The sequence below is a fragment of the Arcobacter acticola genome, assembly GCF_013177675.1.
Taxonomy (GTDB): domain Bacteria; phylum Campylobacterota; class Campylobacteria; order Campylobacterales; family Arcobacteraceae; genus Aliarcobacter; species Aliarcobacter acticola.
In genome coordinates this window covers 1575198-1601544 of the sequence record NZ_CP042652.1, presented here as the reverse complement: position 1 = coordinate 1601544, position 26347 = coordinate 1575198, and the positions used below count along the sequence as shown (strand labels likewise).

Annotated in this window: 24 protein-coding genes; 19 read left to right on the top strand and 5 right to left on the bottom strand. The window is 27.9% G+C overall.

The annotated features are described in order from the left end of the window. The first annotated feature begins 48 nt into the window (after positions 1-48). From AACT_RS08155 to AACT_RS08090, 14 genes are all read left to right on the top strand, one after another. The gene (locus tag AACT_RS08155; RefSeq protein WP_172126324.1) at positions 49-2556 is read left to right on the top strand and encodes a sugar phosphate nucleotidyltransferase; all 2508 of its coding nucleotides are present in this window, start codon (positions 49-51) and stop codon (positions 2554-2556) included. Further along, positions 2556-4586, top strand: coding sequence for a glycoside hydrolase family 57 protein (locus AACT_RS08150; RefSeq protein WP_172126323.1), 2031 nt, complete (start codon positions 2556-2558; stop codon positions 4584-4586). Before AACT_RS08155 ends, AACT_RS08150 begins: the two co-directional genes overlap by 1 nt. Before the next feature lie 20 nt (positions 4587-4606). Further along, positions 4607-6649 carry an alpha-amylase/4-alpha-glucanotransferase domain-containing protein gene (locus AACT_RS08145; protein ID WP_172126322.1) on the top strand — a complete coding sequence of 681 codons (2043 nt, stop codon included), beginning with the start codon at positions 4607-4609 and terminating at the stop codon, positions 6647-6649. Next, positions 6642-7673, top strand: coding sequence for a galactose-1-phosphate uridylyltransferase (locus AACT_RS08140; protein ID WP_172126321.1), 1032 nt, complete (start codon positions 6642-6644; stop codon positions 7671-7673). The genes AACT_RS08145 and AACT_RS08140 overlap by 8 nt, the downstream gene beginning before the upstream one ends. Continuing rightward, positions 7666-9084, top strand: coding sequence for a glycogen synthase (locus AACT_RS08135; RefSeq protein ID WP_172126320.1), 1419 nt, complete (start codon positions 7666-7668; stop codon positions 9082-9084). Before AACT_RS08140 ends, AACT_RS08135 begins: the two co-directional genes overlap by 8 nt. A 10-nt stretch (positions 9085-9094) precedes the next feature. Further along, entirely contained in the window at positions 9095-10582 is a 1488-nt protein-coding gene (locus AACT_RS08130; protein WP_172126319.1) for a glycogen synthase, read from the top strand. A gap of 8 nt (positions 10583-10590) precedes the next feature. Further along, on the top strand, positions 10591-12543 hold the full coding sequence (glgB, locus tag AACT_RS08125; RefSeq protein ID WP_172126318.1) for a 1,4-alpha-glucan branching protein GlgB: 1953 nt from the start codon (positions 10591-10593) through the stop codon (positions 12541-12543). An 18-nt stretch (positions 12544-12561) separates the two neighbouring features. Next, positions 12562-12924, top strand: a complete 363-nt coding sequence (locus AACT_RS08120) for a YbgC/FadM family acyl-CoA thioesterase (RefSeq protein ID WP_172126317.1) — start codon at positions 12562-12564, stop codon at positions 12922-12924. Between the two features lie 8 nt (positions 12925-12932). Further along, a complete protein-coding gene (locus AACT_RS08115; RefSeq protein ID WP_172126316.1) occupies positions 12933-13433 on the top strand; it encodes a phospholipase D-like domain-containing protein in 501 nt (166 codons plus the stop codon). A 128-nt stretch (positions 13434-13561) separates the two neighbouring features. Beyond that, a complete protein-coding gene (locus AACT_RS08110; protein ID WP_172126315.1) occupies positions 13562-14812 on the top strand; it encodes a M48 family metallopeptidase in 1251 nt (416 codons plus the stop codon). Next, complete coding sequence (gene rmuC, locus AACT_RS08105; protein WP_228720461.1) at positions 14802-16259, top strand: DNA recombination protein RmuC; 1458 nt, start codon at positions 14802-14804, stop codon at positions 16257-16259. Before AACT_RS08110 ends, rmuC begins: the two co-directional genes overlap by 11 nt. Positions 16260-16264: 5 nt before the next feature. After that, a complete protein-coding gene (locus AACT_RS08100) occupies positions 16265-17401 on the top strand; it encodes an SO_0444 family Cu/Zn efflux transporter (RefSeq protein ID WP_172126314.1) in 1137 nt (378 codons plus the stop codon). Between the two features lie 5 nt (positions 17402-17406). Continuing rightward, positions 17407-18303: a KPN_02809 family neutral zinc metallopeptidase gene (gene ypfJ, locus AACT_RS08095; RefSeq protein ID WP_172126313.1), complete on the top strand. Its 897-nt coding sequence runs from the start codon at positions 17407-17409 to the stop codon at positions 18301-18303. 6 nt (positions 18304-18309) lie between these two features. Further along, a complete protein-coding gene (locus AACT_RS08090; RefSeq protein WP_172126312.1) occupies positions 18310-19563 on the top strand; it encodes a sensor domain-containing diguanylate cyclase in 1254 nt (417 codons plus the stop codon). A gap of 9 nt (positions 19564-19572) precedes the next feature. Here the strand turns inward: AACT_RS08090 and AACT_RS08085 are convergent, their stop codons facing one another. From AACT_RS08085 to AACT_RS08075, 3 genes are read right to left on the bottom strand one after another with little or no spacing between them, the layout of a single operon-like run. Further along, positions 19573-20478 carry a DMT family transporter gene (locus AACT_RS08085; protein WP_172126311.1) on the bottom strand — a complete coding sequence of 302 codons (906 nt, stop codon included), beginning with the start codon at positions 20476-20478 and terminating at the stop codon, positions 19573-19575. Further along, a complete protein-coding gene (locus AACT_RS08080) occupies positions 20479-21699 on the bottom strand; it encodes a molybdopterin molybdotransferase MoeA (RefSeq protein WP_172126310.1) in 1221 nt (406 codons plus the stop codon). It lies immediately after the preceding gene. A gap of 9 nt (positions 21700-21708) precedes the next feature. Then, entirely contained in the window at positions 21709-21921 is a 213-nt protein-coding gene (locus AACT_RS08075) for a hypothetical protein (protein WP_172126309.1), read from the bottom strand. A 164-nt stretch (positions 21922-22085) separates the two neighbouring features. On the opposite strand from AACT_RS08075, the gene AACT_RS08070 reads away from it, so the two are divergent. From AACT_RS08070 to AACT_RS08060, 3 genes are all read left to right on the top strand, one after another. Further along, positions 22086-22505 (top strand): GNAT family N-acetyltransferase, encoded by a 420-nt coding sequence (locus tag AACT_RS08070; RefSeq protein ID WP_172126308.1) that lies wholly within the window; start codon positions 22086-22088, stop codon positions 22503-22505. 67 nt (positions 22506-22572) lie between these two features. Next, complete coding sequence (locus AACT_RS08065) at positions 22573-23358, top strand: PP-loop family protein (RefSeq protein WP_172126307.1); 786 nt, start codon at positions 22573-22575, stop codon at positions 23356-23358. Next, positions 23355-23849 (top strand): 2-thiouracil desulfurase family protein, encoded by a 495-nt coding sequence (locus AACT_RS08060; RefSeq protein WP_172126306.1) that lies wholly within the window; start codon positions 23355-23357, stop codon positions 23847-23849. The genes AACT_RS08065 and AACT_RS08060 overlap by 4 nt, the downstream gene beginning before the upstream one ends. Before the next feature lie 5 nt (positions 23850-23854). Here AACT_RS08060 and trxC read toward each other — a convergent pair whose 3' ends face one another. Then, the gene (trxC, locus tag AACT_RS08055) at positions 23855-24286 is read right to left on the bottom strand and encodes a thioredoxin TrxC (protein WP_172126305.1); all 432 of its coding nucleotides are present in this window, start codon (positions 24284-24286) and stop codon (positions 23855-23857) included. A gap of 4 nt (positions 24287-24290) precedes the next feature. Then, positions 24291-24530, bottom strand: coding sequence for a hypothetical protein (locus tag AACT_RS08050; protein ID WP_172126304.1), 240 nt, complete (start codon positions 24528-24530; stop codon positions 24291-24293). A gap of 137 nt (positions 24531-24667) precedes the next feature. Between AACT_RS08050 and AACT_RS08045 the strand changes: the two genes are divergently transcribed. Both AACT_RS08045 and AACT_RS08040 read left to right on the top strand, forming a co-directional pair. Further along, positions 24668-25771: a GGDEF domain-containing protein gene (locus AACT_RS08045; protein ID WP_172126303.1), complete on the top strand. Its 1104-nt coding sequence runs from the start codon at positions 24668-24670 to the stop codon at positions 25769-25771. Between the two features lie 11 nt (positions 25772-25782). After that, entirely contained in the window at positions 25783-26340 is a 558-nt protein-coding gene (locus tag AACT_RS08040) for a CDP-alcohol phosphatidyltransferase family protein (protein WP_172128601.1), read from the top strand. Positions 26341-26347 lie beyond the last annotated feature (7 nt).

Below are 26347 nucleotides of genomic sequence, written 5' to 3'. Positions count from 1 at the left end.
TAAGATAGAATATCTTACAAAGAATTATATTCCCAAACAGGAGCACAGATGAAAGCAGTTGTAATGGCAGGTGGCTTTGGAACAAGAATTCAACCACTAACAAATTCTCGTCCAAAACCAATGTTACCAATTATAAATAAACCCATGATGGAACATACAATGATGACTCTTAGAGATTTAGGTATCAAAGAGTTTATTGTGTTACTTTATTTCAAGCCTCAAATTATAAAAGATTATTTTGGTGATGGAAGTGATTTTGGTATTAAAATTACATATGTGGTTCCAGATGAAGATTTTGGCACAGCAGGAGCTGTAAAATTAGCAGAGGATTTAATTGGTGATGAAAACTTCATTATTATTAGTGGAGATTTAGTTACTGATTTTGATTTTCAAAAGATTTTTGATTATCATAAAGAAAAGAATGCAAAGTTAAGTATCACTCTTACATCTGTAGAAAATCCTTTAGAATTTGGAGTTGTTATTGCAAACGCTGAAGGAAGAATTGAGAAGTTTTTAGAAAAGCCAAGTTGGGGAGAAGTTTTTAGTGATACTATTAATACAGGTATTTATATAATTGAACCAGAAATTTTGAAATATATTCCAAAAAATGAAAACTATGATTTTGGTAAAGATCTTTTTCCAAGACTAATGAAAGAAGGCGTTGAACTAATAGCTGGAAATGCAGAAGGTTATTGGAGAGATGTAGGAAATCCTGAAAGTTATCGTGATGTATATGAAGATATATTAACAGGAAAAGTAAATATTAAAATTCCTGGTAAAAAAGTAGTTTTCCCTGATGGTGTTTTATACAGTGAAGTTCCATATGAATTTGACAAAAGTATAGAAATAATTGGAACCGTAGTTTTAGGTAAAAATGTAAAATTAAGTAAGGGTGTGAAGCTTAGTAATGTTGTTTTAGGAGACAATGTTAGTATTGGGCTTAATTCAAAAATCAGAAATACTGTTATTTGGAATGATGTTGAAGTTGGCAAAAATGCTATGTTAGATGCTTGTGTAATTTGTAACAACAATTTAATTGGGAAAAATGTTACAGTAAAAGCTGGTCTTATTTTAGCAGAAGGTTGTGAAATTGGACAACTTGTTACTGTTGAAAAAGATGTAACAATTTGGGCAGATAAAATAATTGAAGATGCTTCAATTGTAAGTAATAGTTTAATTCTAGGAAGTAAATATAAAAATTCTATTTTTGAAAATGGAATGGTAGTAGGGCATTCAAATGTAGAACTTTCTTGTGAAATGGTAACTAAACTTGCAGAAGCTTTTGGTGCTCAACTTCCTGTTGGTTCAACTGTACTTGTTTCAAGGGATTATCATAAAAACTCTCGTATGCTTAAACGTGCATTTTTAGGAGGTCTTTTATCAGCTGGTGTTAATGTAATAGATTATAAAGATTTACCAACGGCTGTCTTACGACATAGTTTATTTATTCATGATAATTACACAGCAGGTGTATATTTCTGCCAAAAACTAGAAGATGCCTCTAGTACTGTTCTTACATTTTATAACCATGAAGCGCTTAGAATAAATAATGATATCTCTAAAAAAATTGAAAAAGCCTTTTTCAAAGATGCATTTCGTAGAGTAGATTATTCAAAAATCGGAAAAATCTATGAGTCTGATCAGGTTAAAGAGTATCAGATGTATAAAGATGCTGTAAAAAATTTACTTAATTCACATCAGTTTAAATGTGTTGGTTGCAGAATTGCAGTTGATATGATGCATGGAATGGCAACTGAATTATTCCCTGAAGTTTTAAATGAAATGGGTGTAGATAATATAATGTTTAATGCCTATGCTGATGAATCTAGTTTAGAAAATATTAATAAACTTATAAAACGTTCAACAGAAGATATGGGTGCTGTTATTAAAGCACTTAAACTTAATGCTGGATTTATGATTTATCCTTATGGACAACGTTTAGACATAGTTTGTGATGATGGAATACCTCTTGGTAAACAAGGCTCATTGTATGCTGTATTAACACTTTTAAATATGCAAGCAAAAAAAGAAGGTATTAAGAAAAATGTTTTCCTTCCAACTTGGGCTGCTGATATAGTTTATTTTGATTCTTTAAATATTTCACGTGGACAATATGCAAACTTTACAAGCAAGCAGTTAAAACAATATGATCTTATAGCTACAGGAGAAGGTAATTTTACTTTTATAGAGTTTTCAACTCACCGTGATTCAATGTATGCAACATTAAAAATCTTAGAAATGATGATTTCTTTAGATGTAACATTATCAAAAGTTATAGCTTCAATGCCTAAGTTTTATTATCAATCTTCAGAGATAAAATGCCCACAAGCACTTAAAGGAAAAATGATGCGAATGTTCCTTGAAGATGCCCATGGTAAAGAGTCTTCAACTCTTGATGGAGTAAAAATTTGGCTTGATACAAATGATTGGATATTAATGATTCCAGATCAATATAATGACCATTTGAATATTTATATTCAAGCTGAAAGTACTGAAAAAGGTGAAAAAATACTAGCTGATTATAGTGAAAAAATCTCAGAGTGGTCTAAACTATAATGTCACAAGATTCTCTTAATCTATGTTTTTTCTGGCATATGCATCAGCCAGATTATAGAGGGATGGATGGAGTAATGAGTATGCCATGGGTTTTTCTTCATGGTATTAAAGACTATTATGAAATGCCTTGGCTTTTAAGTCTTTATAAAGGTGTCAAGGCAAGTTTTAATATAACAGCACCACTTATAGAGCAATTAAACTTATACAGTGATCCTTTGAAAAATGATTACTTTTTATCTCTTTGGGCCAAAGAGCCTAAAGAGTTAGAAGAGAAACAAAGAGTTTGGCTAATAAAAACATGTAAATCAACACAATACGAAACTATGGTTAAACCAATAGGGCATTTTAGAATTCTTTATGATAAAGAGTCTCTTAGTGAAGATGAATTAATTGATTTTGAAGTTCTTTTTATACTTTCTTGGTGTGGAAATTACCTCAGACTTGAAAACAGTTTTATAAAGAAACTTTTTAAAAAAGAGAAGAACTATACACAAAAAGATAAAATTGATTTACTAGATACATTAACAGAGTTTATAAAAACAATTTTACCTTTTTACGCAAAGTTACAAAAAGAAGGAAGCATTTCCCTTTCAACTACACCTTATAATCATCCTATCTTACCATTGCTTTTAAATATGGAAAATGCAAAATATGCAAATGAGCACACTAGCATCGTGGAAAATCATATTTCATTAAGGGATGATGCAATAGAGCAAGTTGAAAAATCAATAAAACTTTTTGAAGATACTTTTGGTTCTAAACCAAGTGGATTTTGGCCTGCTGAAGGTGCTGTTGATGAGGAGAGTATTTTAATTTATAAGCAAAGAGGTATATCTTGGATTGCAACTGATGAGGCTATTTTATTTCGTTCTTTAGAAGATAATACCCGAGAAAATCTTTATAAGCCCTATGATTTTAATGGTGTAAGTATTGGATTTAGAGACCATGCACTAAGTGATTTAATAGGATTTAATTATAGATTTAAATCAGGAAAAGAAGCAAGTGATCATTTTATGGAAGTAATTGAACCTATTTCTAAAAATGAAGATTCAACTCTTTTTGTTATTTTAGATGGAGAAAATGCATGGGAGTTTTTTCATAATAATGCCTATGATTTTTTTAATGCTCTTTATAGTCGTTTTGAATCAACAACTTGGTGCAAAACAGTTACTATGGACGAAGCAAGTAAGATAGAAAATAGGGGAACTCTTGAAAAACTAGCTCCTGGAAGTTGGATTCATGGAAATTTTGATACATGGTCTGGGAATAGTGAAAAAAATCGTGCGTGGGAACTTATATATCAAACAAAACGGGATTATGAACATCATAAAGAAAATATATCTGAAGATATTAAAAAACAGATTGAATCACACTTTTTAGTGGCCCAATGTAGTGACTGGTTTTGGTGGTATGGAGATGATCATATAACAGAATTTGGATTGGAATTTGATACATTATTTAGAGAACATCTAATACTTATTTACAAACTTCTAAATGCTCATCCACCAGCTGATTTATTTGTACCTATTATTTCCCATAAAAGCGGGGCTTCTTTTTTAATTATGCCTCAATGCTCTATCACTCCAGATATTGATGGTAAAGTTAGCTCTTTTTTTGAATGGATGGGAGCTGGAAGTATAGATGAAAGTAAACTTTATTCAACCATGGATAGAGTTCGTGGTCCAATTGAAAAAATATATTATGGTCAAGATGAAAATAAGATATATCTAGCTTTTGAAGGAGAGATAAATTTACTTAAAACATCAAATCTTGTACTTGAAATTTATATAGAACAGATGCAAAAAACAATATCTTTTTCAATGAATGATGAATACAATGAAAATGGTGTCAAGTTTGCAATTGATGAACGTATAGAATTAGAACTTTCTAAAATGAATTGCGTAGATTGTAAACAGATTCATCTACGTTTTGAAATTCTTCAAGGAAAAGAAATTATACAAACAATGCCTGGCTATGGTGCACTTGCCATTAATTTAGATGAAAAATACACAGCTAATTGGTTTGTGTAAAAAAAGAAATGGAAAAAGAAATGAAAAATACTACTAAACTACTTTTTGGAATTCATATGCATCAGCCAATCGATAATTTTGATTGGGTAATCAAACATGGTGTAGAGGTTTGTTATGGACCATTTTTTGAAGTTATGAGCAAATATCCACAGTTTAAATTCGCTGTACACTGTAGTGGATGGCTTATGGAAGAGATAAAAAGTAAACATCCAAAAGTTTATAAAAATATAAAATATCTAGCAGACAAAGGAAGTATAGAGTTTTTTAGTGCTGGATACTATGAACCAATATTATCTGTGATCCCTTCAGAGGATAGAGTAGCCCAAATAGATATGCTAAGTAACTCAATAAAAAAGGATTTCAAGCAAATACCAAAAGGTCTATGGTTAACAGAGAGAGTTTGGGAATCAGCTTTAATCCCTGATTTAAATAAATCAGGTATTAAATACACAGTAATGGATGATTATCATTTTCAATGTGCAGGTTTTGATGAAGAGATCTTAGATGGTTATTTTATGAGTGAAGAGGGTGGAAAAGAAATGGGGCTTTTCCCTATTAGTAAAAAACTTCGATACGCAATACCATTTTTAAATGTTTCAAGTGCAATAGATGCAATTAAATCTTTTAGAAGAGAAAAAAACTCAGCAGCTATTATTTTTGATGATGCAGAAAAATTTGGAATGTGGCCAGGAACTTACGAATGGGTTTATGAAAAAAAATGGTTAGAATCTTTTGTACAAGCTGTAATTGCTGATGAAACAATTGAAACTATGCATTTCGATACTTACTTTGAAAATGAAAAACCAAGAGGTATTGCTTATTTGCCTAATGCTTCTTATTATGAAATGGGTGAATGGAGTTTAAGAGCACATGATGCACTTAAACTTGAATTATTAAAAAAAGAGATGGGCGAAGAGCGTTATGAAAAAGAGGGTGTTAAATTTTTAAAAGGTGGAATTTGGAAAAACTTTTTAGTTAAATATGAAGAGAGTAATCGTATTCATAAACGAACACTTGAGCTTTCTAAAGCAAAAAATGAAGTAAATAAGAAAAAATTTGAATTAGCATTACATAAATCACAAGCTAATGATTCTTTATGGCATGGAGTTTTTGGAGGATTATATCTTCCAAATCTTCGTGATAACGTTTATACTTATATTATTCAAGCTGAAAATATTCGTTATGGTAAAAAAACAGTTTTACAAAGTGATATGAATGAACTTGATGGTTATGAAAAAGTAAAAGCAGTTACGCAAAATTTTATCTTTAGATTTGATTCAGGAAATGGTGGACAATTAGTAGAGTTTGATTCAAGAAAACATGAATTCAACTGGCAAAATACACTTATGAGACGTAAAGAAGCTTATCATGAACATTTACTTAATCCAAAAGTAGAAGAAAGCCATAAAGAGACAAAAGATGGTATAGATACAATTCATCATGCAGCAGTAGAAATTTCTGATGAATTACGTAATTCAATTGTTTATGATTGGCATTTAAAAAATTCTTTTGTAGATCATATTACCGATGCTAATTTTAATTTAGATAACTTTAAATATGCAAACTTTAAAGAGTTTGGCGATTTTGCTAATCAAGCTTTTGAAGTGGAAAAAACAAAAGAGAGTATTGTTTTTGTAAGAGATGGAGGAATTTACTTAGACACTAAGAAAAATACTACATTAGCTAAAACCTATATTTTAAATGAAAATGGTTTTGAATTTGCTATTGATTTAAAAACAGAAGCAAAAGAAAAATTTGAATACATAATGGAACATAATTTTCACTTTGCAGATTATGAAAAAGTTCTTATAAATGGTGTTGTTTTAGGGCAAGAGGGTGTTTTACAAAATACTCAAATTTTAGAGATTGAAGATTTACTACTTAATCAAAAAATTATCATTCAAATTCAAGTTCCTTGTGATATTTATTATTTCCAATTAAAAACACTTTCTCAAAGTGAACATGGTTTTGATTTAAGTACACAAGGTGTAAGTTTTGCCATGAAAACTTTATTTGAAAATTCATTAAACTTAGTGGGTTTTTTGGAGGTTTTTGATGTCTGAGATACGTTATAACCGTTTAAAAGATTCATATGTTATTATTGCACCTGAGCGATTACACCGTACATCTTGTGATATTCATGAGATAGAACGTAGAACAGAACGAAGAGTTTGTCCATTTTGTGAAGGAAATGAAAGATTTACTCCAAATGAAATCTTTGCTTTGCGTTCAAGTGATAGTTTTGCAAATGAAATAGGATGGAAAACACGTGTTGTACCAAATCTATTTAAAGCTGTACAAATAGAAGCTCCTTATCAACATCATTATGGAATGTTTGAACATTGGGATGGATTTGGTGCCCATGAAATTATAATAGATACAGCAAAGCATTATACTTCAATGACACAATGGAGTGAAGAAAATATAATAGATTGGTTTATAACACTTGGTTTACGAGTAAAGGATTTAAAAAAAGATAAAAGAATTGCTTCACTTTCTTTGTTCAAAAATGAGGGTGTTGAAGCAGGTGCTACTCAACCACATTCACATACTCAAATAATAGGACTTCCTATTGTTGCAAAATCTAAGAAAGAAGAATATGAACGATTATATGAGCATTATAAACATAATCAAAATTCACTTATTCAACTTTTAATTGAAGAAGAAATAAAAGCCGATGAAAGTAGAATTATAGCTTCAAATGGCGAGTTTACAGCTTTTTGTCCATATGCTAGTTCTCATCCTTTTGAAGTTATGATTAGTTCAACAAAAGCTTTAGGAGAGATTGATACTTTGAGTAATAATTCCTTAAAAGAGTTATCTTCTTTACTTCTTTTGGTTTTAAAGAAGCTAAAAAAGCAACTAAAGTATTTGAATTTTAATCTTATTTTATCAACTCCACCTTTACATGAAAATACTTTTAGTGAGGAGTTATTGAACTCTATGTATGAAGCAAATAGGTTTTATATACAAATTATTCCTCGTATTTATAAATATGGTGGTTTTGAACAAGAAACAGATATTTTGATTAATCCTGTTTCTCCTGAATTAGCTGCAAAATTATTAAGGGAGAGTTTATATGAGTAAAGAATCATTACTATTTTGTGCCAGCGAAGTTTATCCTTTTGCGAAAACAGGTGGATTAGCTGATGTTGCCCATTCGCTACCAAGAGCTTTAAGAGATACTTATAATATTAAAGTTGTTATGCCTTTATATTCTTGTATAAATAGGAAAAAATACTCAATAAAATCTTTGAAAAAAAGTTTTTCTATTTCAATGAATAATATTGAATATACAGCAGAATTATTTGGATGCAACTACGGGGGAGTTGAGTATATTTTTATCTACTCTAGCTTACTTTGTGATAGGGAATTTTTATATGGTATTCCAACAGAAGGATATGCTGATAATGCCCTTCGATTCGCTATTTTTTGCCGTGTCATTGTTGAAATATTAAGAGATAATACATATGATATAGTGCATTTAAATGATTGGCAAACAGCATTAGTTCCACTTTTACTTCAAGAAGAGAGTTTAATTAAAGCAAAAACTCTTTTTACTATTAATAATCTTGCATATCAAGGTTTATTTGCCTACGAAGTATTAAAAGAGATAGGAATAGATTCAAAATATTTCACAACAGATGTCTTGGAGTTTTATAATAAAGTTAATTTTATGAAAGCTGCAATTGCTTATAGTGATGCAATTACAACAGTAAGTCAAAGTTATGCAGATGAAATTTTAACTGCTTCTTTTGGTTGTGGTTTAGATGGTTTTTTAAGATATCATAAAAATAAATTAACAGGTATTATTAATGGAATTGATAATGAACATTTTACACCTTCCCATGATAAACTTTTAGAATATCCCTTTGCAAATCTAACAGAAAAAAAACTAAATAAAAAAAGCTACCTAAAAGAAAAAAGTTTAAAAGGAATCACTAAACCTCTTTTTATATTTATCGGTCGTTTTACCCAACAAAAAGGGGTTGATTTACTTATAAATTCCCTTGAACAAATTGCTTCTAGTGATTGCAATATCGCAATTTTGGGAGATGGTGAAGAAATATACCAAGAAAAAATCATGAAAATTGTAAATGAATACGATAATATTCACTTTGAATTTAAATACAATGAAGTTTTATCTCACCAAATGTATGCAGCAGCTGATTTTCTTTTGATGCCTTCACTGTTTGAACCATGTGGTTTAAATCAAATGATAGCTATGAGTTATGGCTCAATTCCAATTGTTCATAAAGTAGGTGGACTTAAAGATACAGTTCATGACTATAAATTATTTGATAACAAATCTTCTAAAGGCTATGGTATTTTATTTGAAAAACCATCAAGTGATAGTTTGATTAATAGTTTTGATGAAGCTATAAAACTTTATTCTACAAAAAAAGATTATAACAAAATAGTAAAACATAATATGCTTTGTGATTTTTCATGGAAAAATAGTGCAGAACAGTATGTAAAATTATATAAGCAATTATAAAAGAGAGAAAATGAAAAAATTAAATATTTTATTAGCAGCATCAGAAGTAGTACCTTTTGCAAAAAGTGGTGGATTAGCCGATGTTTCAGGAGCTCTTCCTAAGGCTTTAAAAGATTTAGGTCATGATATAAGAGTTGTAATGCCACGTTATTATGTTGTTGATAAAGAGAAATATAATCTTAAACTTCTTGAGGGAGCTTTAAGTGTTCATATGGGAAGTATGGGTGAAATGTGGGCCGCTGTTTATGAGGGTAAATTACCACAAAGTGATGTACCTATTTATTTTATAGAGTATGATGAATTTTTTGGAAGAAAAGGTTTATATGGTGAAGACTCAGATGGATTTAGTGACAATGACAATCGTTATATCTTTTTTTCAAAAGCAGTAATGCAATTGGCTAAAAAACTTGATTTTAGACCTGACGTAATTCATGCAAATGATTGGCATACAGCACCTATTTCTTTATTACTTAACACTACATATGCTTTTGATCCTATTTTTAAAAATACAGGCTCACTTCTAAGTATTCATAACCTAGAGCATCAAGGTAAGTTTTATAAAGGTGCAATGGATGTTTTAGGTGTTGGTTGGGAACATTTTACAGTAAAAGAATTAGAAGAGTATGATGGTGTAAACTTTTTAAAAGGTGGAATCGTTCATGCAGATGCAATAAATGCTGTTAGTAAAAAATATGCACAAGAAATACGAACTTCTGAGTTTGGTTTTGGTTTACAAAGCCTTATAAATGATTATGAATATAAACTTTTTGGTGTTTTAAATGGTGTTGATTACGATGAATGGAGTCCTTCTATTGATAAATTAATACCTTTTACATTTGATATTGATAATTTAGAAGGTAAAGAAAAATGTAAAGCCGAACTTCAAAAAGAGTTTAATTTACCACAACGTTCAGAAGTTCCTATGATTGGGTTTGTTGGTCGTTTAGCTGAACAAAAAGGAATAGGCCTAATCTCAAGTTGTTTTGAGAGAATCCTTGAAATGGATATTCAAATAGTACTTTTGGGAACAGGAGAAAAATGGGCAGAGAGGTTTTTTAAAGAAAAAGCTGAACAATATCCTCTAAAATTTGCAAGTTATATTGGATATGATAATACAATTGCCCATAAAATTGAAGCAGCAAGTGATATGTTTTTAATGCCTTCCCTTTTTGAGCCATGTGGATTAAATCAAATATATAGTTTAAGATATGGAACTATTCCAATAGTAAGAGCAACAGGTGGACTTGATGATACAATAGAAAACTACGATGCTTATCATAAAAGTGGTACTGGATTTAAATTTTATGATGCAAGTCCAATTGCTTTACTTAATACTGTTCAATGGGCAGTTGATGTTTATTATAATGATAAAGAAGGTATGCAAGCATTGAGATCAAATGCTATGAGTAAGCGATATGAGTGGAGTAAGGCAGCTCAAGGTTATGAAGAGATTTATCATCATATAATAAATGGTCGGCTAAATAGCCACCATAACTAGGATCAAATATGCAACACAAAATGTACTATAATTTATCAACTTTAAGCCAAATGGATATTTATCTTTTTAAACAAGGCTCTTACACAAAAATGTATGAGAAATTTGGTGCACACCCTATGACACATAAAGGAAAAAAAGGTGTTCATTTTGCAGTTTGGGCTCCTAATGCAAAATCTGTTTGTGTTCGTGGAGATTTTAATGACTATAAAATCGATGCTCACCCTTTACAACTAAGAAGTGATGACTCTGGAATTTGGGAAGGTTTTATTGAAGATATAGCAATCGGTCTTACATACAAATATCATATCGTTTCTTTATTTCATAATATAGTTCATGAAAAAAGTGATCCTTTTGCTTTTTACAGTGAGGTTGCTCCAAAATCAGCCTCTCGTATTTATGAGTTAGATAATTATAAATGGAATGATAAAAAATGGATGGAAAAACGTTATAAAAATAATGCTTGTGATTCACCAATAAGTGTTTATGAAATGCATGTAGGTTCATGGAGACGAAATCCACTTGAAGATAATCGTTATTTAACATATAAAGAATTAGCTCTTGAATTAGTTCCATATTTAAAAGAGATGAATTATACACATGTTGAGTTTATGCCACTTAGTGAGTATCCATATTTTGGTTCTTGGGGATATCAAGTTGTGGGTTACTTTTCTGCAACTTCTCGTTTTGGAGAACCTGAAGATTTAATGTACTTAATAGAAGAACTTCATAAAAATGATATTGGTGTTATTATGGATTGGGTTCCTTCTCATTTTGCAGTTGATATGCATGGACTTATTAACTTTGATGGAACAGCACTATATGAACATGATGATCCAAGACAAGGTTTTCATCCTGAATGGGGAAGCATAATTTTTAATTATGGAAGAAATGAAGTTAAATCTTTTTTAATTAGTTCTGCTATGTTTTGGTTAGATAAATACCATGTGGATGGAATAAGAGTAGATGCAGTAGCTTCAATGCTTCATCTTGATTATGCAAGAGAAGAGGGTGACTGGATACCAAATAAAGATGGTGGAAATAAAAACCTTGAAGCGGTTGCTTTTTTACAAAAACTTAATGAAAGTGTTTATAAAGAATTTCCTGACATCATGATGATTGCAGAAGAGTCAACAGCATGGCCTATGGTAACAGGACGAACTTCAGATGGTGGATTAGGTTTTGGATTTAAATGGAATATGGGTTGGATGCATGATACTTTAAAATATATGAGTTATGATCCAATTTATAGACAACATCATCATTCACAACTTACTTTTAGTTTATGGTATGCCTTTGATGAGCATTTTATGCTTCCACTTAGTCATGATGAAGTAGTTCATATGAAAGGTTCACTAATAAATAAAATGCCAGGAGATGAAGCACATAAATTTGCAAACCTTAGAGTTATGTATGCATATATGCTGTCACATCCTGGGAAAAAACTTCTTTTTATGGGTGGAGAAATGGCTCAGTATTCGGAGTGGCATTATCAAGGAAGTTTAGATTGGCATATGCTTGAAAATCCTTATCATTCAAAACTTCAAAAAATGCTTTCAGATCTAAATCTTATTTATAAAAACCAAAAAGCTTTACATCAATATGATGAAAAACAAATCGGTTTTGAATGGATAGACAATGGTGATTATCAACACAACTGCATAAGCTATATTCGTAAATCAGATAATGAAGAAGATAATATTTATGTATTATGTAATTTTTCAGATGCACAAAGAAGTCAGTATAAACTAGGTGTACCATATGATGGTGAATATGAAGAAATATTTAATTCGCAATCATCTTATTATGCAGGTTCAAATGATGGAAATTATGGTAAATTAACTGCAAAAAAAGAGCAAATGCATAATAAAGAGTATTCACTTGAATTAACACTGCCTGCTCTTGGAGTTATTTATTTAAAAAGAGTAGCTGAAGCAAAAACTCAGAAAGCAAGTAAGAAGTAAAAATAAGGGGTTTAAAAGGTGCAAATAAGAGTCTATTACGAAGATACAGATTGCGGTAATGTTGTATATTACGCTAATTATTTAAAATTTTGCGAACGTGCGCGTTCAGAAATTTTTTTTCAAAAAGGTTTATCTCCTCATAATGGTGATGAATTTTTTGTGGTTAAAAGTGTGCAAGCTGAGTACTTAAAATCTGCTGTATTTGGGGATTTACTTGAAGTGAAAACAAAACTTATTGAGAAAAAAGCAGCTTCTATTGTAATGGAACAGGATGTTTATCGAAATGATGAATTACTGTTTCAAGGAACTTTCAAATTAGCTTTTTTGAAAAACTATAAACCTTCAAAAATTCCAAAAGAATTATTTGAAATATTTAATTAGGAGTTTTTATGTTTAAATCAAAATTTAAAGTTTTCTTCTTTATTGTCTTTTTTACTTCTACTTTATTTGCAAATGAAGTTAACTTAAATCAAAATCATGTGTATTTTTTCCCAAAACAAGCAGATGAAGCAAAAGATAAGATTGTAGAGTTAATTGCTAATTCAAAAGATACAATAAAAATCTCTATGTATAACTTTTCTTATAAGAAATTTGCAAAAGAGTTAGTAGAAGCCTCTAAAAAAGGTGTAAAAATACAAGTAATATTAGATGAGAAAAAAGTAGAAGAAGATGATGAAATTTATAAATATCTTAAAAAGAATGATATAGAAATAATTATTTCTAAGAAAAAGCTACATACCAAAATTGCTATTTTTGATAATAAAATTGCTCTAATAGGAAGTCTAAATTGGACAAAAGAATCATTTGAAGAAAACTATGAATCTTTGCTAATGTCTAATAACAAAGAAATAATAGCCGATATTGACAACTTTTTTATTAATTTTAATTAAGCTAAATAAGTTGTTTTTCTATTAATTGATAATAGTTATTATAAAAGCATAAATATTTACAAAAAATCAAGTAAAAATAAGCTATTATGCATTATTAGATTATTAAAAAATTATACGAGGGATATTTAATGTTAGAAATTTTTGTTATTGCATATTGTTTATATTTTGCATTTAATACTTATACATCTTTTATGCAAATTGGTTATGTAAAAGATGCAAAAAAATTAAAACCAATTATTTTAGATTCAAGAAAATATGAAGAAGCTGCAAATTACTCTATTGAAAAAGAGAAAATGGCCATAGTTTCATCATTTTATGATTTTATTTTATTTATTTTATGGATTGGTTTTGGTCTGTCTTTTTTAGATTCGATTATTCAAATTGATTCTATGTTATTAAAAGCTGTTGTTTTTGTAAATAGTTTTATTATTATAAATTGGGTTTTAGGACTTCCTTTTGAATTATATTCAACTTTTAAATTAAATAAAAAATATGGTTTTTCAAATATGACTCCTTCTTTATTTATAAAAGATACTATTAAAACTGCTTTATTGTTTCTAATTTTTGGTTCTTTAGTTATTGCTGGAATCAGTTTTATTATAAATAGTTTTGCTATGTGGTGGATTTGGGGATTTGCTTTTATTTTCTCTATCATTATTTTAATAAACATGCTTTATCCTGTAATTAGAGATAAAATGTTTGATAAATTTGAGAAATTAAAAGATGAAGAACTAGAAAAAAAAATCGAAAATCTTTTAGATGAAGTTGGATTCAAAAGTTCAGGTGTATTTTCAGTTGATGCTAGTAAAAGAGATAATAGATTAAATGCATATTTTGGTGGATTGGGTGCTACTAAAAGAGTGGTATTATTTGATACCTTAGTTGAAAAATTAACTCATAATGAACTATTAGCTGTTTTAGGTCACGAATTAGGACACTTTAAAAATGGAGATATTATAAAAAATATTGGAATTATGGGCGTTGTTATGTTTGTGTTTTTTGCTATTTTTGGAAATTTACCTGAGGAACTATTTTTAGGCTTAAAATTACATAGCGAGCCCTATGCTATTATTGCTGTATTTTTAATTTTTTCTCCAATATTATCATTTTTCTTAATGCCTTTAATTTCTTTAATTTCAAGACATAATGAATATGCAGCAGATGAATTTGGTTCAAATCTAGCTACAAAAGAAGATTTAGTTAGTGCTTTATTAAAACTTGCAAATGAAAATAAATCATTTCCATTATCTCATCCTTTGTATATTTTCTTTTATTATTCTCACCCACCTTTAGTGGAAAGATTTAAAGAGTTAGGTTATGATGTGAACAATTTGGATTTAAATAAATTTAATAATAAGGAATTTGATTATGTTAGGTAACGGGATTATTGAAGTTAATTATTTAACCCTTATAGTAGCAACTATTGCCATATTATCAGGGTTATTGATTATTTTACAGTTTTCTAGACAAAAGTATGAAAATCAGCTAAAAGCTCTTCAAGATGAAGCTTTGTTAAAATTAAAAGCTTTAAATGAAAGAATTGAGTTAAATCATAGTTCTTACGAAGGTCAAATTAATAGTTTAAATACTGAAAATAGAAAATTAGAAGAAGAAAAAGTATTAATAAAAGAAAACTTCGAAGATAAGTTAAAAGTTGTAGAAAAACACTCTTCTGAAATGAATCGTAATACTATAGAAACTTATGAACTAAAGTTATCTAGTTTAACAAAACTATCAGACAATAAAGAGAAACAACTGTTAAGAGAATTTGAAATCAAAGAAGAGAACTTTAATGAAAAAATTACTCTTTTAGAAGATTCAAAAAAACAAATGAAAATAGAGTTTGAAAATCTTGCAAACAAACTTTTTGATGAAAATCAAAAAAAATCTAATATCAATTTAGGTCAAGTTTTAACGTCATTTAAAGATCAACTTGATTCATTTGGAAAAAGAGTAAATGAGATTTACAATGAAGAGACAAAACAAAGATCTTCTTTATTAACAGAAATTAAAAATCTAAAAGACTTAAATAATCAAATAGCAACAGATGCAGTTAATTTAACAAAAGCATTAAAAGGTCAAAATAAAACTCAAGGTGATTGGGGAGAAATGATTCTATCATCTATTCTTGATCAAACGGGTTTAAGAGAAGGAAAAGAATATACGATTCAAGGATCATTTAGTGATACAGAAGGAAAGAGATTAAGACCTGATGTTATTGTTCATTTACCTTCAAAAAAAGATATTGTTATTGATTCAAAAGTATCATTAAACTCATATATTGCTTATTGTAAAACAGAAAACGAAGCCCATAAAGAAACAGCATCTAAAGAGTTAGTTAAATCAATTACTGCTCATATAAAAGCATTAAGTTCAAAAAGATATGAAGAAATTGAAGGAGTTAGAACTTTAGATTTCGTGCTTATGTTTATACCTGTAGAAGGTGCCTTTATACTTGCAACTTCTACTGATGATTCATTATTCAAAATGGCGTTTGAACATAATATTATGTTAGTTTCTCCATCTACTTTATATGTTACATTAAGAACTATAGAGAATATTTGGAGAAATGAACACCAAAATGAAAATGCTCAACTAATATCTAAAAAAGCAGCTGATTTATATGATAAATTTGCAGCTTTTGTATCAGATATTGAAGATATCGGAGTTAATATTAATAGAACTCAAAAATCTTACGATAGTGCTATGAATAAATTATCATTAGGTAATGCAAATTTAATAAAAAGAGCTGAAGAGTTTATTGAATTAGGTGTAAAGCCAAAAAAACAAATCTCGTCTAAACTAGCAACTCAAGAAGAGGAATAAAATATATGGAAATGGCTATTTCCCTAGCAAATAACTTTTTAGTTTTATTAGATGCAATGTCTATTTATATTTTAATTGGATTGTTAATAGCCGGTATATTAAAACAACTTATACCAGATGATTTTGTAGTTAAGCATTTGGGAAAAGGTTCTGTTTCTTCTGTCTTAAAAGCTACAATATTTGGTATTCCCCTTCCTGTTTGTTCATGTTCTGTTATTCCCCTTGCACAAGGTCTTAGAAAAGAGGGTGCAAGTAAAGGTGCTGTTCAAAGTTTTTTGATTTCTAGTCCTATTACAGGAGTTGATTCTATACTAGCTACTTTTTCATTTTTTGGATTATTATTTACAATTTTTAGAGTTATTTCATCTATAATGATTGCAATAATCGTAGGCTTAATTCAAAATTTTGTTGATAAAGATGAATCTTCATTAAAAAAAGAAGATGAAGTAGTTTCTTCATGTGGCTGCACTAGTTCTTGCAGTAGTACTGAAACAAAAATAGAAAAAAAGAAATTCTCTTTTAAGAGTGCTTTTTCATATGCTTATGTTACACTTTTTGTTGATATGGTTAAACCTTTATTTATAGGTTTACTTTTTGGAGCTATATTTACTACTTTTGCTCCCAAAGAATATACTTCATTACTTTTTGAAAATCAAATATTAACATATATTGTAATTATGCTTTTTTCTATGCCATTATATGTATGTGCAACAGCTTCGTTGCCAATTGCTGCTGCTTTAATGATGGAAGGTATGAGTGCAGGTGCTGCATTTATATTTTTAACAGCTGGTCCTGCAACAAGTGCTATTACTATGAGTGTTGTATATAAAACATTGGGTAAGACTTCATTGATTATTTATTTAAGTACTATTGGTGTTTTATCTTTTATTTTTGGATTTGGTTTTGATTTCTTCTTTAGCGATGTAAATATTTTACAATTTGATTTACATAATGAAGAATCTAGTTTGGTTTCTCAAATAGCAAGTTTTGTTATGCTTTTTTTAATTGCTTATTATTTAATGAAACCTTTATTAGTAAAAAAGAGTACAAGTATTGATTCTTGTTGTGGCTCAAATTCATCTTGTTGTGAAGAAAAAAAAGAAAATAAAATAGATGGAAATAAATTAAAATTTAAGGTGTAAAATATATGAAGTGGGAAGATAACAGAAGAAGCTCAAATGTAGAAGATAGAAGAGATGAATCTCCTTCAAACTTTGGCTCTAAACAAAATAATTCAATGATGATGTTATTACCAGTTATAAAGATGTTAATTGGTACAAAAATAGGAAGAATTATTTTAGTTGTTGGTGTTATCGCCTATTTTATGGGATTTAATCCTTTGGCTCTTTTAGATATGGGCACAACAACTCAAAATAACACTTCAAGTTCACAAGTAATAAATACACAAAAAGATGATAAAAGTGCACAATTTGTAAGTGCAGTTTTAGCTCAAACAGAAGATATCTGGACAGATGTTTTTAAAAAATATAATGCAAATTATGTTGAACCAAAGTTGGTATTATTTAGAAACTCTGTAAAAAGTGGATGTGGTTTTGCTTCTTCTCAAACAGGTCCCTTTTATTGTCCTGCTGATCAAAAGGTATATTTAGATTTATCCTTTTTTGATGAGTTAGCAAAAAGACATGATGCTCCAGGAGACTTTGCACAGGCTTATGTAATAGCACATGAAATAGGACATCATGTACAAAATATTACAGGAACTATAACAAAAGTACAAAATGCAAAACAAGGTTTATCAGATGCAAAAGAAAATGCATTACAAGTAAAAGTTGAATTACAAGCTGATTGTTATGCAGGGCTTTGGGCATATTATAGTAAAAAAGATTTTAATTCAATAGAAAAGGGTGATATACAAGAAGCTTTAAATGCTGCAAGTGCAATTGGAGATGATACCTTACAAAAAAAAGCACAAGGGTATGTTGTGCCTGATTCTTTTACCCATGGAAGTTCATCTCAAAGAATGGCATGGTTTAAAAAGGGTTTTGAAGGTGGAACTTTAGAATCTTGTAATACTTTTAATTGATCTAATATGGGAGACAAAGTATTACATTATTTAAATGAAAGTCCAACAGTTTTTTTTATATTAAGAAAAATTGATGGCCATTGGGAACTAGAATATGTTACTTCAAATGTAAAAAATTTATATGGTTATAGTGCAGAAGATTTTTTATCAAAAAAAGTAAAACATGAAGATTTTATTTTTCCAGAAGATTTACATCAATACAGACTAGAAGTAAGACAAATTTCTAAAATAATTAAGGATAAATATACTTATAAACCTTATAGAATTTTAAGAGATAATAAAATAGTTTGGATTAATCACATTTTAAAAATAATATATGATAAAAATGGAAAAGTCAGTCATTATTACGGATATTTAAATGATATAACAGAGTCTATAAAAAATAAAAATGATTTAGAACAATATCTAAGTATTATAAATAATAATGTTTTATTAAGTATTACAAATAAAGAAGGGAACATAATTGATGTAAGTGATGCTTTTTGTAAATTAACTAATTTTTCAAAAAATGAATTAATAGGTAAAAAACACAATATCTTCAGGCATCCAAGTATTAAAGATGATTTTTTCAAAGAATTGTGGAGTACAATTTTAAAAGGTTATATTTGGAAAGGTGAACATCTTAATATAAAAAAAGATGGTAGTGAAATTTGGGTAGAAAATACTATTACTCCAAATTTTGATGAAAATAAAAATATTGTAGGTTTTACTTCCCTTTATAATGATATTACTGATAAAAAGAAAATAGCTCAAATATCAATTACAGATTTTTTAACAAGTTTATATAATAGAAGGCACTTTAATGCTATCTTTGAGTTAGAATTAAAAAGAGCAAAAAGAGATAATAAAAACTTTGTTTTAATGATTTTAGATATTGATTTTTTTAAACAGTATAATGATACCTATGGTCATGATAAGGGAGATGAAGTTTTAAAAAATATTTCGCTTGCTTTAAAAGATACTTTAAAAAGAGCAAGTGATTATATCTTTAGATTAGGTGGAGAAGAGTTTGCAATAATAACTTCAGATATTCAATATATTGGGTTAGTAAGATTATGTAATAGATTACTTAAGTCAGTTAGTGATTTAAAAATAGAGCATAGATCAAGTAGTATAAATGATTTTGTAAGTATTTCAATTGGTGCAAAGATTATAAAATCAAATTCAGCTTTTAGTGAGACAAAATTTTTTAAATTAGCTGATAATGCTTTATACGAAGCAAAAGAATTAGGCAGAAATAAAGCTGTAATAAAAGAGTAGATTTTATATCTATTTTTTTATTTTCAGAACTTCTAAAATTCTTAGAATATTTAGATTATTTAAAATATAAATAGCTGTAATCGTACAAATAGTTCCTAAAATAGTGTTATATGTTATTTCTTCATCTAAAAAAATTGCACTTAAGATTAAAGCTGATGAAGGAACTAAAAATATAAAACTACTTACTTCATTTGTTCCCAGTTTTGCAATCCCAACAAAATATACAGATGTTGCAAATGTGGTACTTAAAATACTAATAACAAATATATTTAACCAAAAAATAAAATCGAAACTATAAGTCCTATTAAAAAGAGAATTATCTATAAAAAATTGATAAATAATAAATGTTGAAATCACATATACATAAAAAGTAAAAACTAAGGGATTTGTTTTTACAGCTTTTGAGCTTATGATTGTTAGTATTGGCCAAAGAATAGAGGCTATTAGAAAATATATATTATCTTTTGAAAATATCTCATTTAAATCAAAATTCCAAACATTTAATATAGTTAATACTCCAAATCCTCCAAGAATCAAAGCAAATGAGTGTTTTAAACTAATAGTTTTTCTATTAATTATTGCTAAGATTATAAAAGTATTAATTGGTATTAAAGTAGTTACTAATGCTCCTCCAAATCCTGCCATTCCATGCTCTACTCCTAAAAAGAATGATATTGAGTATACAACTAAAACAACAGAAGCTAAAAGAATAAGAAATAAGGCTTTGAAATCTATTTTAAAAGAGAGTTTAAAAAAGTATAATATTGGAATCATGGAAATAAAAGATATTCCCATTCTTAAAAAAATCAATTCATATTCATTTATGTAAGAGCTTAAAATCTTTACATTCACCCATGATACTCCCCAAAATATCATGGCTAAAACCAAAAGAAAATAAAATAGATTTTTATTCATTTATTTAAGATTATTTAAAAGTAAAATATCTACTAAATCTCCTGATTTTATATCATCACTATCATTTTTTTGGATAAGTAAAGCAGGACTTTCAAGCATATTTGTCAATATTGCGCTTGTTCCTTGTCTTTTCCCATCAAAGTTTATTGTATATTCTCCATTTATATACTCAACATTACAAGCTGTAAATATTGTTTTAGACATTTTTCGTGGAAAATTTTGATTTATTCTAGCTTTTACTATTGGTAAGCTTTCATTAGCTTTTCTAAATTTATATATTAAAGGAAGTACATAAAGTATTGCGCAAACAGTTGATGAATACGCAAATCCTGGAAGTGCTATAATGATTTTTCCATCTTTTAGAGCTGCTAGGATATGCATACCTGGTTTTACAGTAACCCCATGAAATAAAACTTCAGCTTTTAATTTATCTTTTATTACATCTTGTACAAAATCATAATCTCCAACTGAAACACCACCTGTTGTTACCACGATATCAGCTTTTTGCAAAGCCATTTCTAAAAGATTTGTAATTGAATCAATATCATCTTTTACAATACCCATTTGTAAAGTATTTGCACCATTACTTTTACATAACACTTCTAATGTTAAATGATTTGAACTTCTTATTTGTGATGCATTTGTTTGAACTTCACCTAAATCTAAAACTTCAGTACCAGTACTTGCAATTGCAACGGTTGGATTTACAATAACTTCTATTTGTGAAATATTTAAAGAAGCAAGAACCCCAATTTCTGCAAAACCTACTATTGTTCCTTTTTTAATTAGAATTTCATCTTTTTTATAGTTTTCACCTATTTCCCTAACAGCAAATCCAAATGGTACTTTATTTATTATTTTGATTTTATTATCTAAAACTTCAACATTTTCAATAGGAATTAAAGTATCACTGCCTTTTGGCATCAATGATCCTGTAAATGTTTTTATACAAACACCATTTGAAACTTCTTTTTCTACAATAGAACCTGCTGGATTTTTATCAATGATTTCTATTAAATTACTATTTAAATCCTCATATCTTATTGCATAACCATCCATAGCAGAAGTTGGGAATTCAGGACTATTATGATCTGCAATTATATCTTTTGCTATAACTCTACCTATTGTATTTGTTATAAATAGTTTTTCAGTACTTTGTTTATTTATAGAAATATTATTTAATATTTCTATTGATTTTTCATAACTTATAAAATTTCTCATATTTAATGCCTATTTTTTACTCAAAGTTTTATTTAAACTATTATTTTTATTAATAAAAATTTGTTCAAAAAGCATTACTGCAAAACCTGCTGGCAAATCTTCATTAGTTTTTTCAACATTTTGAATAATAGTTCTAATTTGGTTTTCTGTCATATTTTTTGCTATTGGCATGATAGTTTCAACAATTTTTTGTTTAAACTCTTTTTCTTCTTCTTTTGTCATTATTTGATCTTTATTTTATTATTTATGAAATTAGAAGGATATTATATAGATATTACATAAAAATTAAGTAAAAATTTCATTATTTTTCTAAATTATGGCTTTATTTATATATAATATCAGAAATGCTTTGATATGATAAGATATATTTGCATAAAAGGGTTCTTTTGGAAATTAAAATTGCAACAGAAGAAGAAATAAAATATTGTTATGAACTTATGCACCAAGCTAATAAAAGTTTATCTGAAAAAGATTTTATTAATACAATTTCTGAACAAATAAAAAATGGTTATAAATTAATCTATGTAATTGAAAATAAAGAAGTTATTTGTGTAACAGGCTTTATAATCTCACAAAAATTAGCATGGGGAAAGTATTTACATATTGATGATTTTGTAACTAATAAAAGTGTAAAATCAACAGATGCTGCTAAAGCTTTATTGGATTTTATTAAAATTTATGCAAAACAACAAGAATGTAGTTCTATTCATTTAGATTCTTCTATACAAAGGGAAGAAGCTCACAAATTTTATCTCAATGAAAATATGAAAATAGACTCTTATCACTTTAGTATCAATATAAAATGAATCCATTAAAAAAGGTTTTGAGAACTTTTTTGATATAATCCATTTAAAAATTTATAGGAATAATATATTGATTGAATTAAGTAAAAAAATATCTACAATAGTTGGTAAAACTAATGCAGAATATGGATTAATAAAAGAGGGCGATAGAGTATTAGTAGGTTTTTCAGGTGGAAAAGATTCTCTTACCTTAATACATGCCCTAAATAGAATAAAAAAAGTAGCCCCATTTAATTTTGATTTTAAAGCAGTAACAGTAACTTATGGAATGGGTGAGCAAGTACAATTTTTAAGCAATCACTGTGCTGAGCATGGAATTGAACATGAAATTATTGATACACAAATTTTTGAATTAGCTGGAGAAAAAATCAGAAAAAATTCATCTTTTTGTTCATTTTTTTCAAGAATGAGAAGAGGATATATATACACAGCAGCACAAGAACAAGGATATAATAAAATTGCACTTGGACATCACTTAGATGATGCTATGGAATCATTTTTTATGAATTTCTTTTATAATGGTACTATGAGAACTATGCCTCCTAAATATACAGCAGAAAATGGTTTAGAAGTAATTCGTCCTTTAATTTTTTGTAGAGAAAGACAATTAAGAGCATTCGCAGATTCAAATGAGATTAATGTTATTGGTGATGAAGCTTGTCCTGGTTTAAGATTTGATGTAAAAATGCCACATGCAAGAGCCAGTACAAAAGACTTATTAGCTAAATTAGAAGAAGAAAATCCAAAAATATTTGTATCTATGAAAGCTGCCTTCTCAAATATCCAACTATCAACATTTTTTTATAAAGAAAATGAAGAAATCATAGAAAGCATTGAAGAAGATAACATCGTATGAAAATATTAATATCATCTTGTTTACTGGGTGAAGATGTAAGATATGATGGGAATAACTCATCAGTAGCTTTTAATCCTAATATTTCATTTTCATTAAAAGAATTATTTATGGATATTCTTTGTGATAATGAAATTTACTCTTTTTGTCCAGAAGTAGCAGGTGGTTTAGGAGTTCCTAGGATACCTGCTGAAATAGTAAAAAATGACAAACCTTTTATAGTACAAAATGAAGAAGGGAAAGATGTTACAATAAACTTTTTATTAGGAGCAAAAAAAGCTTTAGATGTTTGTCTTGAAGAAAACATAAAAGTTGCACTATTAAAAGCAAACTCTCCATCTTGTGGAAATATAAATATTTATGATGGAACTTTTACAAGTAATCTAATCGAAGGTCAAGGTTTAACAGCAAGACTTTTAAAAGAGAAGGGAATAGAAGTTTTTAATGAAACTCAATTAAAAGATTTAAAAGGGTTTATAAAAGCTAATAAATAAAGCTTTTATAAACTTTCATTTACAAGATTCGATAATCTTAAAGGATCTAAGGCTCCAGAAACTCTTTGCTTTTCTACACCATTTTTATAAACTACAAGTGTAGGAATAGATCTAATACCAAACCTAGCACCCATATTAGGTAATGCTTCTGTATTTACTTTTACAAATAAAGCTTTCAATGGATATTTCTTTGCAACATCATTAAAAATTGGAGCCATCATTTTACAAGGCCCACACCAAGGTGCCCAAAAATCAACAATAACTGGAATATCAGAATTTACTATTACGTGATCAAAATTTGATTCATCTAATTCAACAGGATTAGTATCAAGTAATGAATTTTTACAAGAACCACAATTTGCTTTTGCATAACTATCTTTTTTAGGAATAGCATTTATTTTAAAACAATGAGGACAAACTATATTTATTTTTTCCATATTTTTATGCCTTAATATTTAATAATATATCAGATACAGCATTTTGAGTTTTTATACTATTCGCATTTGCACTATATGCTATAATTTCAGGTATTTGCCCTACTATTGAATCTATTAAGTCAGCACTTACTTCTTGAAGTTCTGGATCACCTATTGTATTTGCTACTTGAGCAATATTTGTAGCCATTTCATTTAGTTTCAACTCTGAAGAAACCATTGAATTTAGATTATTATCTATTGTCATGAATTGCTCCTTGTGTTTTATATTAAAATTCTAACTAAAAAGCCAGTAAAAGTAAATAAAAGAATTTAGGGAACACACAACTAAATTATTATCTTATTTTATCATTAGTTAAATAATTTTAGAGTATTATCCATTCCATGATATATAAGTTATTAAAATCAACAACTGTAAAACTCTTATTACTTGTTTGTACAGTTCTATCAACATTAATACTATCTTCTTTTCTATTTAATAACCAAATAGATATGTTAAAAAAACAAATTGATAATATTTATTTTGCTAACTTAATTCCTATTGTAAAACTTCAAATAATTGCTGACAATTATAAAGATATTGTTTCATGTAGAAAAGTAAAATATATTTGTGATTTTAAGAATGAACAAGAAATTATTCTTCAAGAATGGTCATATTATAACAATACTTACAAAAGCAATGATGAAAGAATTGTTGTTGATACAATAAATAATGAAATATTAAATTCATTCAAAGAAAATAAACTTCACCTTTTTCAAAATGTTTTAACAAGAATTAACTTTTTAATTAAGTATGAAACTCAACTTGCCTTTAAACAAAGAAAAAGTTTTGTAGAGGACTATGATAAAATGAAAAATTATCTATTTTATAGTGTTATTTTTATTATTATAATATCTACATTTATTGTTTTTTATATTGTAATTCAAGTTATAAGAAAAGATAAGCAATTAACTGTATTAAATAAAAGATATAAAATTGACTCAATAACTGATTCTATGACAAAATTATATAATAGAAAATACTTTGATACTATTTTCGATAATATGCCTTTTATTGCAAATGCAAATCATTGGGAATGTGCTTTTATTATGGTTGATATTGATTATTTCAAACAATATAATGATACTTATGGTCATGATATGGGTGATGTTGCTTTAAAACAAGTTGCAAATACTTTAAAAGATTATTTTGATAAAAAATATGAATTTACTTTTAGGTTAGGTGGAGAAGAATTTGGTATAATTTTATTTGATATTGATAGCCATATTTTAGAAAACTGCTTAAAAGATATGAACAGAAAAATTTTAGAATTACAAATTGAGCATAAAAATAGTAAAATATTAGATATTCTTTCTATTTCTATGGGAGCAATAATTTATAAACCAAATACGTATGTTTCTGCAAATAAAATGTATAAACAAGCAGATGAATGTTTATATAGATCAAAAGAAAATGGAAGAAATCAATATCATATATATAAAGGATAAGAATGTCACTACTGAGTTTTTTATTTAATAAAAACAGTCATTTTAATTTAGCTAATATAGTTACTTTTTTTAATATAGCATCGGGAGTTTTTGCAATATATTTTTTAACTCATCATGAGTTTTTTGCAGCCGCACTTTTTGCATGGCTTGCTGGAGGTTTTGATATTGTTGATGGTAAGATTGCTAGAAAATATAATTTATCTACACAATTTGGTATTCAATTAGATTCATTTGCAGATTTTTTATCTTTTGTTATTGTTCCTACTATGTTTATTTTCTTTGCTGTAATTGATACAAAAGAAGTGTTTTTAAGTATGCCTTTAATTATTTTTGCATTTGTTTATTATATTATTTCAGGACTTAGAAGATTAATTCAGTTTAATATTAATGCAGATGAAGGGAAAGTTGAAAAATATTTTACAGGTGTTCCTACACCTTTAGGAGCTATTTTATTATGGCTTGTTTATTTGATTTTTTTAACAGGTTTTATTACTGAAACTTTTGTATTATTATTAATGATTTTAATTGCTTATTTATTAAACTCTAAAATTAAAATACCTCATTTATAAGAAGTTA